The following is a 14165-nucleotide window of genomic DNA, read 5'->3' as shown; positions in this document are numbered from 1 at the left end:
GGACGTGCGCGGACGGGCCAGGCAGCACTGAAGCCTCAGCCACGCAGGCCGATGCCGCGCGCCATCAGCGAGGCCAGCAGCGGGATGACCAGCAGCAACAGCAGTTGCAGGCGTACCGCCAGTACCACCCGGCGGCCCTGGGCCGGTGCCACGACCGGCACTTCGCCGGCCTTCAAGGCGCCGCGCCAGCCGAGGAAGGTCACGGTCGGCAGCAGCGAGACCAGGGCGGCGAGGACGAACAGCCCGACCTTGGCGTGGAACACGCCGTTGTGCAGGTAATAGTCGACGCCCTTGCCGTACCACAGCACCCGCGCCAGGCCGCTGGCCAGCACCGCCAGCGCGCAGAGGCCGTAGCCGCGGTCGATGGCGGCCAGGCTGCGGGCGCGCTCCAGATCCAGCGGCAGGCGCAGCAGGCGATGCTGCAGGACCAGCAGGGCGAACAGCAGGAAGATCGACAGATAGTGCAGGTAGGCGGCGATTGCCTGGGCCATGGCGGCGCTCCTCGGGTGGGATGGGCACAGTCAAGCAGAACCCGTGGCGTCGCGCCCGGCGATGCTTCCGGCGTTGCCCGGGAATGCGTCTAGAATCGACCTGGCCACTTTCCCGGAGCCCGCCATGACCCCGCTGACGTCCGACCAGACCCGCGCCTACCTGAACCACCTCGCTGTCGACGATCCCGGTCCGCCGAGCCTGGCGAACCTCGACCGGCTGATCGGTGCGCACCTGCGCCGGGTCGCCTTCGAGAACCTCGACGTGCTGCTCGAGCGGCCGATCGGGATCGATGCCGACAAGGTCTTCGCCAAGGTCGTCGAGGGCAGCCGCGGCGGCTACTGCTTCGAGCTCAACTCGCTGTTCGCACGCCTGTTGCTGGCCCTCGACTATCGTCTCGAGCTGCTGGTGGCGCGGGTGCGCTGGGGCCTGCCGGAGGACGCGCCGCTGACCCAGCAATCGCACCTGATGCTGCGTGTCTACCTGGCCGAGGGCGAATTCCTGGTCGACGTCGGCTTCGGCTCGGCCAACCCGCCGCGGGCGCTGCCATTGCCGGGCGACCAGGGCGATCCCGGCCAGGCCCACTGCGTGCGCCTGCTCGATCCGCACGCCGGCCTGTACGAAAGCGCCGTACGTGGCCGCCACGGCTGGCTGCCGCTGTACCGCTTCGACCTGCGCGCGCAGCTGTGGCTCGATTACATCCCGCGCAACTGGTACACCTCGACCCACCCGCAGAGCGTGTTCCGCCAGGGCCTGAAGGCCGCCATAAGCGAGGGCGACCTGCGCCTGACCCTGGCCGACGGGCTGTTCGGCCAGCGCGCCGGCGATGGCGAGACGCTGCAGCGCCAGGTAAGCGACGTCGACGAACTGCTGGACATCCTGCAGACCCGTTTCCGCCTGCGCCTCGATCCGCTGCGCGACGTACCGGCGTTGGCGCGGCGACTGGCCGGGCTGATCGCTGCCTGAGGAAGGGCTGGGCCGGCGATTTCAGCCGGTCTCTTGCAGGAATTTTCCGATGTTCAACAGAAGCCTGAACGAAACGGCTTTTTCGGTTGACCTCGCCTGGCGAGAGGTCTATAAAAGCCCCGCCCGCAGAACCGGGCACTTTCTTTCCCCCTACGAAGAGAGCCATGGACAGTATTCCCAGTAGTCGTCGCCCGGCCATGCAAACGCCGGCTGGTGCGAGGACCCAAACCAACGTACGACGGAACCCGCAACGGGTCGGTCGGTTGAGCGGCATCCTGGGCTGACCCACTGCTTCTCACCCGTGTCCGGCTCGTCGGGCACAGGTGAGTCATGAACTTCGATAATTCGGTTTCCCCCGGCGTATCCGCCTTCGTGGCGAGGATACGCGTGCGCGCCGCCCAGTCCCCCGGCGCCGTTCCTCCAGCCCATGGTCTTTCCGCGACCCTCGCCTGGCGTGTCAGCCCGGCCGGCGGTCGCCTGGAATGCCGCCGCCTGGAGACGCAGGTCGACGAGACCCCCGGGAGCGCCCGCCGCCCGCTACGCGGCTGACGCTTTCCCCATCCTCCGAACCTTTCGCACAAGGAGCCTGCCATGGACGAACCACCAAGTCGGCCTGCTGCGTGCCGCCTGAGCGGCCGCGCGCAGTGGGCCTCATCCGGACCAGCCGAACCTTATTTCCACCGATCGCGAACATCGCGACCCGGCACGCCGTTGCCCGTCACCTGACCGGCAACCGACTCGTGTCGCCGTCGCGCTGCTCGCGACAGGAGACCCGAGTCATGAGCGTAGCGACCCAACGCAATACCCAGCTCGATACCGAGCGCCGCAACGACCGACTGTCCATGCGCGCCGCCCGCGAGGCGCAGAACAGCCTGGAAACCACCCTCTCCAACGTCCGCGGCCGCCAGGACGGCCTCGACCAGGCCGAGGCCGCCGCCCGGCTGCATGCCGACGGCCCCAACGAAGTGGCCCACGACCGCCCGCCGCACGTGCTGGTGCAACTGCTGCAAGCGTTCAACAACCCCTTCATCTACGTGCTGATGACGCTCTCCGCGATCAGCTTCTTCACCGACTTCTGGCTGCCGCTGCAGGACGGTGAGGAAACCGATCTCACCGGCGTCATCATCGTCCTCTGCATGGTCCTGGTCAGCGGCCTGATGCGCTTCTGGCAGGAGTACCGTTCGGGCAAGGCCGCCGAGGCGCTCAAGGCCATGGTGCGGACCACCGCCACCGTGCTGCGCCGCGACGAGCGCGGCATGCGTGGCGAGCTGCGGGAAATCCCCATGGGCGAGCTGGTGGTCGGCGACATCGTGCGCCTGTCCGCCGGCGACATGATCCCCGCCGATATTCGCCTGATCGAGTCGCGCGACCTGTTCATCAGCCAGGCCGTGCTCACCGGCGAGGCGTTGCCGGTGGAGAAGTACGACACCCTCGGCGCGGTCCGCGAGAAGTCCGCCAACCGCATGGCCGCCGACCAGCAGGACCTGCTCGAGCTACCGAACATCTGCTTCATGGGCACCAACGTGGTCAGCGGCACGGCCACCGCGGTGGTGGTCGCCACCGGCGCGCGCACCTACTTCGGCTCGCTGGCCCGCTCCATCGTCGGTTCGCGGGCGCAGACCGCCTTCGACCGCGGGGTGAACAGCGTCAGCTGGCTGCTGATCCGCTTCATGCTGGTGATGGTGCCGATCGTGCTGCTGATCAACGGTTTCACCAAGGGCGACTGGGCCGAGGCGTTCATGTTCGCCCTGGCGGTGGCCGTGGGCCTGACTCCGGAGATGCTGCCGATGATCGTCAGCGCCAACCTGGCCAAGGGCGCGGTGGCGATGTCGCGGCGCAAGGTGGTGGTCAAGCGCCTCAACGCGATCCAGAACTTCGGCGCGATGGACGTGCTCTGCACCGACAAGACCGGCACCCTGACCCAGGACCGGATCATCCTCGAGCACCATGTCGACGTCGCCGGCCGGCGCTGCGACCGGGTCCTGCAACTGGCCTGGCTGAACAGCTTCCACCAGTCCGGGATGAAGAACCTGATGGACCGCGCGGTGGTGAACTTCGTCGAGCAGAATCCGCGCTTCACCCCGCAGGACGCCTGGCGCAAGGTCGACGAGCTGCCGTTCGACTTCGTCCGCCGGCGTCTCTCGGTGATCCTCGAGGGCAACGGCGGCGAGCACCTGCTGGTGTGCAAGGGGGCGGTCGAGGAGATGCTCGAGATCGCCACCCGGGTGCACCAGGATGGCGTCGACCTGCCGCTCGACGACGAACGCCGCCGCGCCTTGCTGGCGCTGGCCGAGGAATACAACCGCGACGGCTTCCGCGTGCTGCTGCTGGGCACCCGCAGCCTGTCGCGCACGCAATCCCAGGCCCAGTACGGCGCCGGCGACGAGCGCGAGCTGGTGATCGCCGGCCTGCTGACCTTCCTCGACCCGCCGAAGGAGACCGCCGGCCCGGCCATCGCCGCGCTGCGCGAGAACGGCGTGGCGGTGAAGGTGCTGACCGGCGACAACCCGGTGGTCAGCGCGAAGATCTGCCGCGAGGTCGGCCTGGAAGTAGGTGAGCCGCTGCTCGGCCGCGATATCGACCTGCTGGACGACGCCAGCCTGCAACGCCTGGCCGAGGAGCGCACGGTGTTCGCCAAGCTGACGCCGCTGCAGAAGTCGCGGGTGCTCAAGGCGCTGCAGGCCAACGGCCACACCGTCGGCTTCCTCGGCGACGGCATCAACGATGCCCCGGCGCTGCGCGACGCCGACGTCGGCATCTCGGTGGACAGCGGCACCGACATCGCCAAGGAATCGGCCGACATCATCCTCCTGGAAAAGAGCCTGATGGTACTGGAGGAAGGCGTCATCAAGGGCCGCGAGACCTTCGGCAACATCATGAAGTACCTGAACATGACCGCCAGTTCCAACTTCGGCAACGTATTCTCGGTACTGGTCGCCAGCGCCTTCATTCCCTTCCTGCCGATGCTGGCGATCCACCTGCTGCTGCAGAACCTGATGTACGACATCTCCCAGCTGTCGCTGCCGTGGGACAAGATGGACAAGGAATTCCTCGCCAGGCCGCGCAAGTGGGACGCGAAGAACATCGGCCGCTTCATGGTCTGGATCGGTCCGACCTCGTCGATCTTCGACATCACCACCTACGCGCTGATGTGGTTCGTGTTCGCCGCCAACAGTCCGGAAATGCAGTCGCTGTTCCAGTCCGGCTGGTTCATCGAGGGCCTGCTCTCGCAGACCCTGGTGGTGCACATGCTGCGCACCCAGAAGATCCCCTTCATCCAGAGCACCGCGGCGCTGCCGGTGATGCTGATGACCGGCCTGGTGATGGCGCTGGGCATCTACGTGCCGTTCTCGCCGCTGGGCGCGATGGTCGGCCTGCAACCGCTGCCGTGGGAATACTTCCCCTGGCTGGTGGGTACGCTGCTCTGCTACTGCGTCACCGCGCAGACCATGAAGACGCTCTACATCCGCCGCTTCGGCCAGTGGTTCTAAGCGATCGGCCGGGCTTCGCCCGGCCTCTCGGCCATCCCCTGACCCACGTATGGAGAGTCGCCTCATGACCTTGCACCCACGGCGCCCACGGGCGCCCCTGTTCGAACCGCTGCCGGCTCCGCTGCGGCGGGCCCTGCGCTGGCGCCTGGGCTTCCTCGCCGGCGCGCTCGCCGCGGTCCTGCTGCTGGCCCTGTTGTCCGAAGCCCGCGCCGCGGGCGGCGCCTACCGGGTCGACGATGGCGAGATCAATCCCGTCGGCGAATGCAACCTGGACACCTGGCACCAGCGTGAGCGCCGCCACGCCAACCGCTACCAGTCGGTGCTGGCGCCGGCCTGCACCTTCTCCGCCCTGCCGTCGCTGCAACTCGGCGCGGCGCTGGTGGGCGAGGGCGACGCCGGCCAGCGGCAGCGTCGCCTGAGTCCCGAACTGAAGACGCCGCTGCTGGCCCGCGAGGAACTCGGCCTGGCGCTGGCCCTGGCACTGACGGCGGATGTCTACCTGGATCGCCGGCACGCCTTCGAGGGCGCCGGCTTCAGCCTGCCGTTGAGCTACCAGCCAACCACCGCCCTGCGCCTGAATGCCTCGGCCGGCCTCGGCCATGCCTACGCCGAGGGCGCTCGCCAGCACCGCTGGAACTGGGGCGTCGGCCTGGAGTACGCGCTCGGCGAACCGTTGACCCTGATCGCCGAGCGCTTCGGCGAGTCGGCCGGCGACAGCGGCTGGCAGGCCGGGCCGCGCTGGCACCTGGGCCAGCGGCTGGACCTCGACCTGCTGCTCGGCGCTCACCTGCGCGGCGAGCGCGAACGCTGGCTGGTGTCGGGGGCGACCTTGCGTTTCTGAGCCCGGGGAGCGCTCCGTCCGGGGCGCTCGCTGCCACCGAGGTGCCTGCCATGAACGCTGTGCGCAAAACCCTGGGGATGCCGCGTCGCGTCCTATGCGGCCTGGCGGTGCGGTTCCTGGCGAAGGCCGCGCACTTGCTGATGGTGATCAGCGTGCGCGCCTACGCCAGCGGCCGGCTGAGCCAGCTCGAGGTGAAGTGCCTGCTGGACTGCTCGAGCGCGCTCAATCGCGCCTCGCTCAGGCTGGCCATGGGTCAATGAGCCCGTTCCATCCACGATCCATTCCGAACCGGAGTTCCGCCATGCAGGGAACCATCCTCCTGATCAACCTGGCCGGCGCCGTGGCTCTGCTGCTGTGGGGTACGCACATGGTCTCCAGTGGCGTGCTGCGCGGCTTCGGCACCGCCCTGCGCAACTGGCTCGGCCGCCACCTGGGCAACCGCTGGCTGGCCCTGTTCGCCGGGCTCGGCATCACCGGCCTGCTGCAGAGCAGCACCGCCACCAGCCTGATGGCCGCATCCTTCACCGCCAGCGGTACGCTGGGCCTGGCGCCGGCGCTGGCGGTGATGCTCGGCGCCAACGTCGGCACCACCCTGGTGGTGCAACTGCTGAGTTTCGACACCTCGCTGCTGGCGCCGCTGGTCCTGCTGCTCGGCCTGCTGCTGTTCCGCCTGGGCGATGGCCCGCGCCTGGAAAGCCTCGGCCAGTGCCTGATCGGCCTCGGCCTGATGCTCCTGGCCCTGGCGCTGCTCGGCCAGTCCTTGCAGCAGATCGAAGCGTCGCCGGCTTTCGCCGCGGTGGTCCGTGGCCTGGAAGGCGATCCGCTGATCGCCCTGCTGCTCGCCGCGCTGCTGACCTGGGCCTGTCATTCCAGCGTCGCGGTGGTGCTGCTGGTGGCCTCCCTGGCCCATGCCGGGCTGGTCTCGCCACCCATCGCCCTGGCCCTGGTGCTTGGCGCCAACCTCGGCGGCGCGCTGCCGGCGCTGGGCGTCGCCGGCAGCCGGGTGGCGCGGCGCCTGCCGCTGGGCAACCTGCTGGTGCGCCTGCTCGGTTGCCTGTTGGCGCTGCCCTGGCTGGGTCCACTGGGGCACCTGGCCGCCGGCCTCGGCGGCGGCGCGGTGGTCTGGTTCCACAGCGCCTTCAACCTGGCCCTGGCCTTGCTCGCGATCGGCTTCACCGGGCCGCTGGCGGCGCTGCTGGCGCGCCTGCTGCCGGAGGAGGCGCAGCCAGCCGATCCAGGGATGCCGCACTACCTCGACGAGGCCGGCCTGGCGGTCGCCAACATCGGCCTGGCCAACGCCACCCGCGAGGTCTTGCGCCTGGCCGACATGGCCAGCCTGATGCTGCGCGCCGCCAGCGGCCTGCTGCAACGGCCGGAGGCGAAGGTGGCGGCGGAGGTGCGGCGCCAGGACCAGGCCCTCGACCAGTTGAGCGCGGCGATCCGCGCCTACCTGGCGGACATCGGCCAGGACGGCCTGAGCGAAGGCGACGCCGATCGCGCCCAGGAAATCCTCCTGTTCGCGATCAACATCGAGCACATCGGCGACCTCGTCGCCAACAGCCTGATGCCCCTGGCGATGCGCTGGGCCGGGCGCAGTCGGGCCGCCGGCGAGTTCGAGCTGGGCCAGTTGCTGCCGCTGCGGGCGGCGCTCGACGAGAGCCTGCACCTGGCGATCAGCGCGTTCCTTCGCGAAGACCTGGAAGCCGCGCTGCGCCTGGTAGCGCGCAAGAAACTGCTGCAACGGCTGGAGGCCGATGCCAGCCGCGAGCGCTTTCGCCGCCTGCGTGACGACCGTGGCGCCTGGGTTGAGTCCGGCGATGTGTTCCAGCGCATGCTCCGCGACTACCGGCGCATCCATCATCACATCACCGCGCTGGCCTACCCGCTGCTCGAACGCAGCGGCATCGACCCGATGACCGAAGCGTTCGGCGGGATCCGGCCGGAGGAGGGTTCGGCATGCGCCTCCTGATCCGCGCGGGACGTCACTTCAAGGAGGCCGGGCGCCTGCGCCTGGCGCTCGAGCGCTGCCACGAGCTGCAGCCGGTGGAACTGCTCGGTCATCTGCTGCATGCCGGCAGCGGGCTGCTGGACGCCGCCGCGCACTGGTGCCGCGAGCGCGGAGCGCAGGCGCGCGCCTACGACTATCCGGAGCGCAGTGGCGGCGAGGAAGTCTTGCGCGGTCACGCCGAGGCGGTCCTGGGCGACTTCGCTCCGGACCTGGTACTGGTGTTTCCCGGCGGACGCCTGGCCAACGAAATGGTGCATGCCGCCCACGCCGCCGGTATCCCGCTGATGCTCGCCTACAGTCCGCTGCCGGCGCGCTGGGCGGCGAACCAGCCGTCGCGGCGGGTCAGGCGCCAGCCGTAGGCGGCCAGGACCAGCCCGCGCAGCAGCATGAAGGTGAGAAACGCCAGCCACAGGCCGTGGTTGCCCAGCCCTTGTAGCAGCCAGCCGAGCGGCAGGCTGGCGGCCACCGCGACGAGCATCGCGTTGCGCATCTCGCGGGCGCGGGTGGCGCCGATGAACAGGCCGTCGAGCAGGTAGCTCCACATCCCCAGCAGCGGCAGGCAGGCCAGGTACGGCAGGTAGGCGTAGGCGACCTGGCGGACCCCGGCGATGTCGCTCTGCAGGTCGACGAACAGGTGGCCGAACAGGGCGAACAGGGCGGCGAAGGCCAGGCTCGCCAGCAGTGACCAGCCGCCGGCCACCACCAGCGCGCGGCGCAGGGCGGCGCGGTCGCGCGCGCCGATGGCGTGGCCGCACAGTGCCTCCACCGCATGGGCGAGTCCGTCGAGGGCGTAGGAGGTGAGCAGCAGGCCATTGAGCAGCAGGGCGTTGGCCGCCACCGTGGCATCGCCGAGCCGGGCGCCTTGCACGGTGAGGAGGAAGAACACCAGTTGCAGGGCCAGGCTGCGGATGAAGATATCGCGATTGACCATCAGCAGCGGCAGCCAGGACAACCAGTGGCGCAGCCGTTGCCACTGCGCCTGTCCGGGACGGCGGGCCAGGTCGCGGCGGGCCAGGGCCAGGCCGAGCAGGGCGCCGCTCCATTCCGCCAGTACCGAGGCGCGCGCCGCGCCCTGCACGCCCCAGTCGAGGCCATGGACGAACCAGAGCACCAGCACGATGTTGGTCAGGTTGGTGCCCAGCAGGATCGCCAGCGGCGCCCGCGCGTTCTGCGTGCCGAGGAACCAGCCGACCAGCGCGTAGCTGGCCAGCGCCGCCGGCAGGCCGAGCAGGCGGGTATGGAAGAAGGCCCGGGCCTCGCCGGTCAGCTCGGCGGAAGGCTGCATCAGTTGCAGCGCCCAGCCGCTCAGCGGCAGCGCCAGCGCGCCGAGCAGCAGGGCCAGGAGCAGCGCCATGCCCAGGCCCTGGGCGAGGATCAGGCGCAGCGCCCCGCCGTCGTCGCGGCCGGCGGCCTGGGCGGCGAAACCGGTGGTACCCATGCGCAGGAAGCCGAGCACGCCGACCATCAGGGTATACAGGCTGCCGCCCACGGCTACCGCGCCGAGCTGGTAGGCGTGCGGCAGGTGGCCGACCACCGTGCTGTCCACCAGGTGCACCAGGGGGACGGAAACGTTCGACAGGATCATCGGCCCGGCCAGCGCCCAGACCTTGTGGTGGGTGGGGGCGTGCCGCCAGGCGTCGCGCAACAGGCTCATGGGGTCCTCCGGATCGGCCGGGCAGTATAGCGATGCGCGCGGCCGCGTGCGGCAAGCGCCTTTCATATCCGGTAACAGACCCGCCGGCCTTGTCCGGAGCGGCTTGCGCGGGCAATGCGGCAAACCCTGCGAAATCCTGTCAGGAACCTTGCGCAGCGCTAACCGCGGGGCTTCGCGCGACTCCCTAGAATGCCGGCGTTCGCTGTTTCGAGAGGAAGCCGCGCATGCTCCTGGGACGTTTCGTCTCGGTCGGTGCCTGTGCCACCGCCATCCATTACCTGGTGCTGACCCTGCTGGTCGAAGGCTTCGCCGTCGGCGCCGCCCCGGCTGCCAGCGCGGGCGCCGCCTGCGGAGCGCTGGCGGCCTACCTCGGGCACCGCTGGCGGACCTTCCGCCAGCGCGGCCCGCTACTCCGCTCGCTGCCGCGCTTCCTCCTGGTCAGCCTGTTCTCGGTGCTCGGCAGCGCCGCCCTGGTGTGGCTGCTCGGCGATCTCGCCGGGCTCGACTACCGCCTGGCGCAGCTCGCCGCCACCGGCGCGCTGCTGCTGGCGACCTATCACCTCCACCGACTCTGGACCTTCTCATGATGATCGAACCTTCCCTGACGACGAAGCTCGAGGCCCCCTGCCTGCTCAGCGTGGTGGTGCCGGTGTACAACGAGGAGGCGGTGCTGCCGGCGTTCCACCAGCGCCTCAGCGCCGCCCTGGCGAGCCTCGGCGACGACTACGAGGTGCTCTATGTCGACGATGGCAGCAGCGACCGCAGCGCGGCGATCCTCGCCCAGCTACAGGGCGCCGACCGGCGGGTGGGGGTGGCGCGCTTCACCCGCAACTTCGGCAAGGAGCAGGCGATGAGCGCCGGCCTCAAGCTGTCGCGTGGCGCCGCGGTGATCGTCATCGACGCCGACCTGCAGGATCCGCCGGAACTGATCCCGCAGATGCTCGACGCCTGGATCGGCGGCGCCGAAATGGTCAACATGCGACGCCGCAGCCGGGCCGGCGAAAGCTGGTTGAAGCGCGCCTCGGCGAGCGCCTTCTACCGGGTGATCAACCGCCTCAGCGAGGTGCCGATCCCGCGTGACGTCGGCGACTTCCGCCTGCTCGACCGGCGGGTGGTCGACGCCCTCTGCGAGCTGCCGGAGGGCAACCGCTTCATGAAGGGACTGTTCGCCTGGGTCGGCTTCCGCCAGGTCGACATCGTCTACAGCCGTGCCGCCCGCGCCGCCGGCCACAGCAAGTGGCGCTACTGGCGGCTGTGGAACTTCGCCCTGGAAGGCATCACCGGTTTTTCCACCGCGCCGCTGAAGGTCGCCGGCTACCTCGGCCTGCTCAGCCTGCTGGCGGCGCTGGCGACTCTGCTCGCCGGGATCTTCGGCCAGCCGGAGATCCACGAGCACTGGCCGGTGATCGCCGCGCTGTTCCTGATCGGCGGCCTGCAACTGCTGGCCATCGGTGTGTGCAGCGAGTACCTCGGGCGGATGACCATGGAAGCGCGGCGCCGCCCGCTGTACCTGATCGACCGCTACCTGCCGGCGCAGGTCGGCGGGGCGCATTCGTGAGGGCGCTGCGCGGCTGGCCGCTGGCCTGGAGCCTGCTCGGCCTGGCGCTCGTCATCCGCCTGCTGAGCCTGGGCAGCTATCCGCTGATGGACACCACCGAGGCCCGCTACGGCGAGGTGGCGCGGAAGATGGCCGAACTGGGCGACTGGATCACCCCCTGGTACGACGTCGGCGTGCCGTTCTGGGGCAAGCCGCCACTGGCTTTCTGGCTCAGCGCCGGCGGCCAGGCGCTGTTCGGCGCCAACGAATTCGCCAGCCGCCTGCCGCACTGGCTGCTCGGCATGCTGGTGCTATGGCTGGTATGGGACTGGCTGGCGCGCGACGACCGGCGCCTGGCGGGCATCGCCTGTGTGTTGCTGGGCAGCTCGGCGCTGTTCTTCGTCGCCTCCGGCGCGGTGATGACCGACATGGCCCTGGCCCTGGCGCTGGTCCTGGCCATGCGCGGTTTCTGGCTGGGCCTGCATGGCGCGGCGGGGATCCGCCGTCGCGAGGGCTGGCTGATGTTCCTCGGCCTCGGCCTGGGACTGCTGGCGAAAGGTCCGCTGACGCTGATCCTGGCCGGCCTGCCGATCGGCCTGTGGGCTTTGCTGGAATGGCGCTGGCGGGCCCTGTGGCAGGGGCTGCCGTGGATTCGCGGGAGCCTGCTGATGCTGCTGGTGGCGCTGCCCTGGTACCTCCTCGCCGAGCTGAAGACGCCGGGCTTCCTCGATTACTTCCTGCTCGGCGAGCACTGGCAGCGCTTCGTCACCGCCGGCTGGGACGGCGACCGCTACGGCAATGCGCACGCCTATCCCTACGGCAGCGTCTGGCTGTTCCTGCTGGCCGCGGCGTTTCCCTGGAGCCTGTGGCTGCCGCTGCTGCTCTGGCTGGGCTGGCGCCAGCGCGCGGAGATCGACGGGCAACGCCTGTCGCGGCGCCGCTACTGGCTGTTCTGGGGACTGATGCCGTGCCTGTTCTTCACTTTCGCCGGCAATGTCCTCTGGACCTACGTGCTGCCCGGCCTGCCGGCCCTGGCGCTGCTCGCCGCCGACCTGCTGCGCGCGCCGCTGGCACGCAGCGCCTGGCTGCGTCGTGGCTGGCTGGCCTGCCTGGCGCTGACGCCGCTGCTGTTCGCGCTGTTCCTCGGCTCCCTGCTGCTGGGCGGGCGCGCCGAGCAGAAGTCCACCGCCGCGCTGCTGGCCAGCGATACCGGCTGGCGCGAGCGGCCGCTGGTGTTCTGGCCGAAGCGACCGTATTCGGCGTCGTTCTACAGCGGCGGAAGGGCACAACGGGCGGCGGACGACGAACTGGCCGGCTGGCTGCGCCGCGACGCGCTGCTGGCGATCCGCTCGCGCTCGTTCGCCGCCTTGCCGGAGGACCTGCGCCAGCGCCTGCACTGCCGGCCGCCGGTGGGGCAGTACCAGCTCTGCCGGGGCGTGGTGCCGCCAGGCTGAAGCTACTTCGGCCGATAGGCGCAGTGGCCGGGGCGCGGGCCGATGCGCGGGTGATTGCGGCAGGTGTCCGGGCGGCGCGCGTAGATGGTGCACAGGCGGGTCTGGCGATCGAGGTACAGGCAGTCGCCGTTGGCCATGCGGGTGAGGGTGAAGATCTCGCGCTTGTGGTTGAAGTGCTCGATCACCCCGTCCTTTTCCAGGCGCCTGGCGATGCGCTTGGCCGGTTCCTCGCGTTCGAACTCGTCGACCAGCCGCATGCGGATCAGGTCGTCGATACGCACCTCCACCGGCAGCGTGCAACAGGTCGCGTTGCAGCCGCCGCACAGGCCCTCGCGGTATTTCACCCAGGTGTCCAGGCGGTCGGGGTCGGCGGCGGCGAGCGGGATCTTCTTCATCGGCGGTCGGAGGCGGGAAAAAAAGGGCGCGCAATGATAGTGGCTGCGCGCCCGTTGCGCTCGTCCGGGCGATGAGCGTCAGTGTCGGGGCGCGTCCCGCCAGACCGGGCGGTCCCGTTCGGCGAATACCTGGCCGGCGCTCGGCTGGTCGCCGTCGCGGACGATTTCCAGGATCAGGCGCTCGCTCAGCGACAGGCCGTCGCGCAGGGCCGGCAGCTCGCGCAGTTGTCGACGCAGTGCCGCACCCAGCGCTGCGGCGACGGGGCGCGATAGGCGTCCCAGGCCGCGCGGGCCAGCGCCAGGGCCTCGGCGTCCAGCGGACGGCGGTGGGTCCACAGCCAGGCGAGCAGTTCCGGCGCCAGTTGGCCGATGCCGACGAAGCGCTCGACGCCCGGCACCCGATCGATCTCGACCAGCTCCAGGCGCGGCTCCTGTCCCGGGGGCCAGGTACGGCTGGCCGGCTCGCGGCGCCACTGGCGCAACAGCTCCTTGGCGCACTTGCGTTGCTGTTCGAGGTTGATCCGGCCGTCGCCGAGGGTGCGGAAAGGGTCATGCGATCTCCTGTGCGGCCTTGTCCGCCATCAGGCCTGGGAGTCGCATGCGCGATGCGTGGGGTGGATCGCCTGGGCGCAGCCCTTTCCGCGGAGGGGAGGCGTGGAGAACGCCGGCGCCCACTATAGGTCTGCCGGCGCAAGCGTAACAAGCCAGCTCAGCCCTTGCGGATCATCCAGATGCCGGCGCCGATCAGCGCCAGCCCGCCCAGCTTCAGCGCGCTGACCGGCGCCTCGCGAAAGCCGGCCCAGCCGAAGTGGTCGAGGCTCATGGCCATGCCCAGCTGGCCGGCGAGCACCAGCACCATGAACATCAGCGCGCCGATGCGCGGCGCGGCGAAGGCGGCGATGAAGATGAAGAACATGCCGAGGAAGCCGCCGCACCAGTGCCACCAGCTCAGCCCGCGCAGCGCCGCCAGGCCGGGGAACTCGCGCTGCGAGAGGGTCAGGGCGAGCAGCCCGAGGGTGCCGACGAAGAACGAGATCAGCGCCGCGGCGAGCACGCTGGATACCTGCTTGGCCAACTGGCCGTTGATCCCCGCCTGCAGCGGCAGGCAGGCGCCGGCGAGCAGGGGCAGGACGAACAGCCACCAGGGTGGAGTGGGCATGGAAGGCTCCTGGATCGATGACGGCGAACGCGCCCCGCGCGGGGCGGGGGACGGGCCGGAGTGGTACGGGGGGCGCACAGTATGCACCAGGCGCGGGCGGCGGAGGAAAACGCGGGAGCAGCGCGCGCCCATCGGGTCCCGTCCGGCGGCTGACCGCGCGCGGCTATCCGC

At 70.2% G+C, this 14165-nt stretch carries 13 protein-coding genes and 2 pseudogenes; 10 read left to right on the top strand and 5 right to left on the bottom strand.

Features of this window, described 5'->3' with window-relative positions; genetic code table 11:
• Positions 1-35 precede the first annotated feature (35 nt).
• Positions 36-491: a DUF2214 family protein gene (locus B7D75_RS25110; protein WP_012077546.1), complete on the bottom strand. Its 456-nt coding sequence runs from the start codon at positions 489-491 to the stop codon at positions 36-38.
• Positions 492-615: 124 nt separating this feature from the next.
• On the opposite strand from B7D75_RS25110, the gene B7D75_RS25105 reads away from it, so the two are divergent.
• From B7D75_RS25105 to B7D75_RS25075, 7 genes are all read left to right on the top strand, one after another.
• Complete coding sequence (locus B7D75_RS25105) at positions 616-1455, top strand: arylamine N-acetyltransferase family protein (RefSeq protein WP_107114530.1); 840 nt, start codon at positions 616-618, stop codon at positions 1453-1455.
• A gap of 330 nt (positions 1456-1785) precedes the next feature.
• Positions 1786-2004: a hypothetical protein gene (locus tag B7D75_RS25100; protein WP_107114529.1), complete on the top strand. Its 219-nt coding sequence runs from the start codon at positions 1786-1788 to the stop codon at positions 2002-2004.
• A gap of 230 nt (positions 2005-2234) precedes the next feature.
• Positions 2235-4946, top strand: a complete 2712-nt coding sequence (mgtA, locus tag B7D75_RS25095; RefSeq protein WP_003151512.1) for a magnesium-translocating P-type ATPase — start codon at positions 2235-2237, stop codon at positions 4944-4946.
• 64 nt (positions 4947-5010) lie between these two features.
• Positions 5011-5787: a hypothetical protein gene (locus B7D75_RS25090; RefSeq protein ID WP_012077544.1), complete on the top strand. Its 777-nt coding sequence runs from the start codon at positions 5011-5013 to the stop codon at positions 5785-5787.
• Between the two features lie 50 nt (positions 5788-5837).
• Positions 5838-6047 (top strand): hypothetical protein, encoded by a 210-nt coding sequence (locus B7D75_RS25085; RefSeq protein WP_107114528.1) that lies wholly within the window; start codon positions 5838-5840, stop codon positions 6045-6047.
• A 41-nt stretch (positions 6048-6088) separates the two neighbouring features.
• Entirely contained in the window at positions 6089-7756 is a 1668-nt protein-coding gene (locus tag B7D75_RS25080; RefSeq protein WP_012077542.1) for a Na/Pi cotransporter family protein, read from the top strand.
• A complete protein-coding gene (locus tag B7D75_RS25075) occupies positions 7744-8154 on the top strand; it encodes a hypothetical protein (protein ID WP_053814650.1) in 411 nt (136 codons plus the stop codon). Before B7D75_RS25080 ends, B7D75_RS25075 begins: the two co-directional genes overlap by 13 nt.
• Here the strand turns inward: B7D75_RS25075 and B7D75_RS25070 are convergent.
• On the bottom strand, positions 8088-9449 hold the full coding sequence (locus B7D75_RS25070; protein ID WP_053814649.1) for an MATE family efflux transporter: 1362 nt from the start codon (positions 9447-9449) through the stop codon (positions 8088-8090). The two genes, B7D75_RS25075 and B7D75_RS25070, sit on opposite strands and share 67 nt — an antisense overlap.
• Positions 9450-9673: 224 nt before the next feature.
• Here B7D75_RS25070 and B7D75_RS25065 point away from each other — a divergent pair, with 224 nt between their 5' ends.
• The 3 genes from B7D75_RS25065 to B7D75_RS25055 are packed head-to-tail and all read left to right on the top strand — an operon-like array spanning position 9674 to position 12440.
• Positions 9674-10036 (top strand): GtrA family protein, encoded by a 363-nt coding sequence (locus B7D75_RS25065; protein WP_012077540.1) that lies wholly within the window; start codon positions 9674-9676, stop codon positions 10034-10036.
• A complete protein-coding gene (locus tag B7D75_RS25060) occupies positions 10033-11007 on the top strand; it encodes a glycosyltransferase family 2 protein (protein WP_012077539.1) in 975 nt (324 codons plus the stop codon). Before B7D75_RS25065 ends, B7D75_RS25060 begins: the two co-directional genes overlap by 4 nt.
• Positions 11004-12440 carry an ArnT family glycosyltransferase gene (locus B7D75_RS25055; RefSeq protein ID WP_012077538.1) on the top strand — a complete coding sequence of 479 codons (1437 nt, stop codon included), beginning with the start codon at positions 11004-11006 and terminating at the stop codon, positions 12438-12440. Before B7D75_RS25060 ends, B7D75_RS25055 begins: the two co-directional genes overlap by 4 nt.
• 2 nt (positions 12441-12442) lie before the next feature.
• Here the strand turns inward: B7D75_RS25055 and B7D75_RS25050 are convergent.
• The 3 genes and pseudogenes from B7D75_RS25050 to B7D75_RS25040 form a co-directional block, all read right to left on the bottom strand.
• Positions 12443-12938: pseudogene (locus B7D75_RS25050) on the bottom strand (YkgJ family cysteine cluster protein).
• A 14-nt stretch (positions 12939-12952) separates the two neighbouring features.
• Positions 12953-13356 (bottom strand): annotated as a pseudogene (locus B7D75_RS25045) (hypothetical protein); the annotation flags it as partial.
• A 188-nt stretch (positions 13357-13544) separates the two neighbouring features.
• Positions 13545-13994 (bottom strand): DMT family transporter, encoded by a 450-nt coding sequence (locus tag B7D75_RS25040; RefSeq protein ID WP_012077535.1) that lies wholly within the window; start codon positions 13992-13994, stop codon positions 13545-13547.
• Positions 13995-14165: the final 171 nt, after the last annotated feature.

Origin of the sequence: Pseudomonas paraeruginosa, from assembly GCF_003025345.2 — a bacterium.
Lineage (GTDB): Bacteria > Pseudomonadota > Gammaproteobacteria > Pseudomonadales > Pseudomonadaceae > Pseudomonas > Pseudomonas paraeruginosa.
This window is presented reverse-complemented; position numbering and strand designations above follow the sequence as displayed.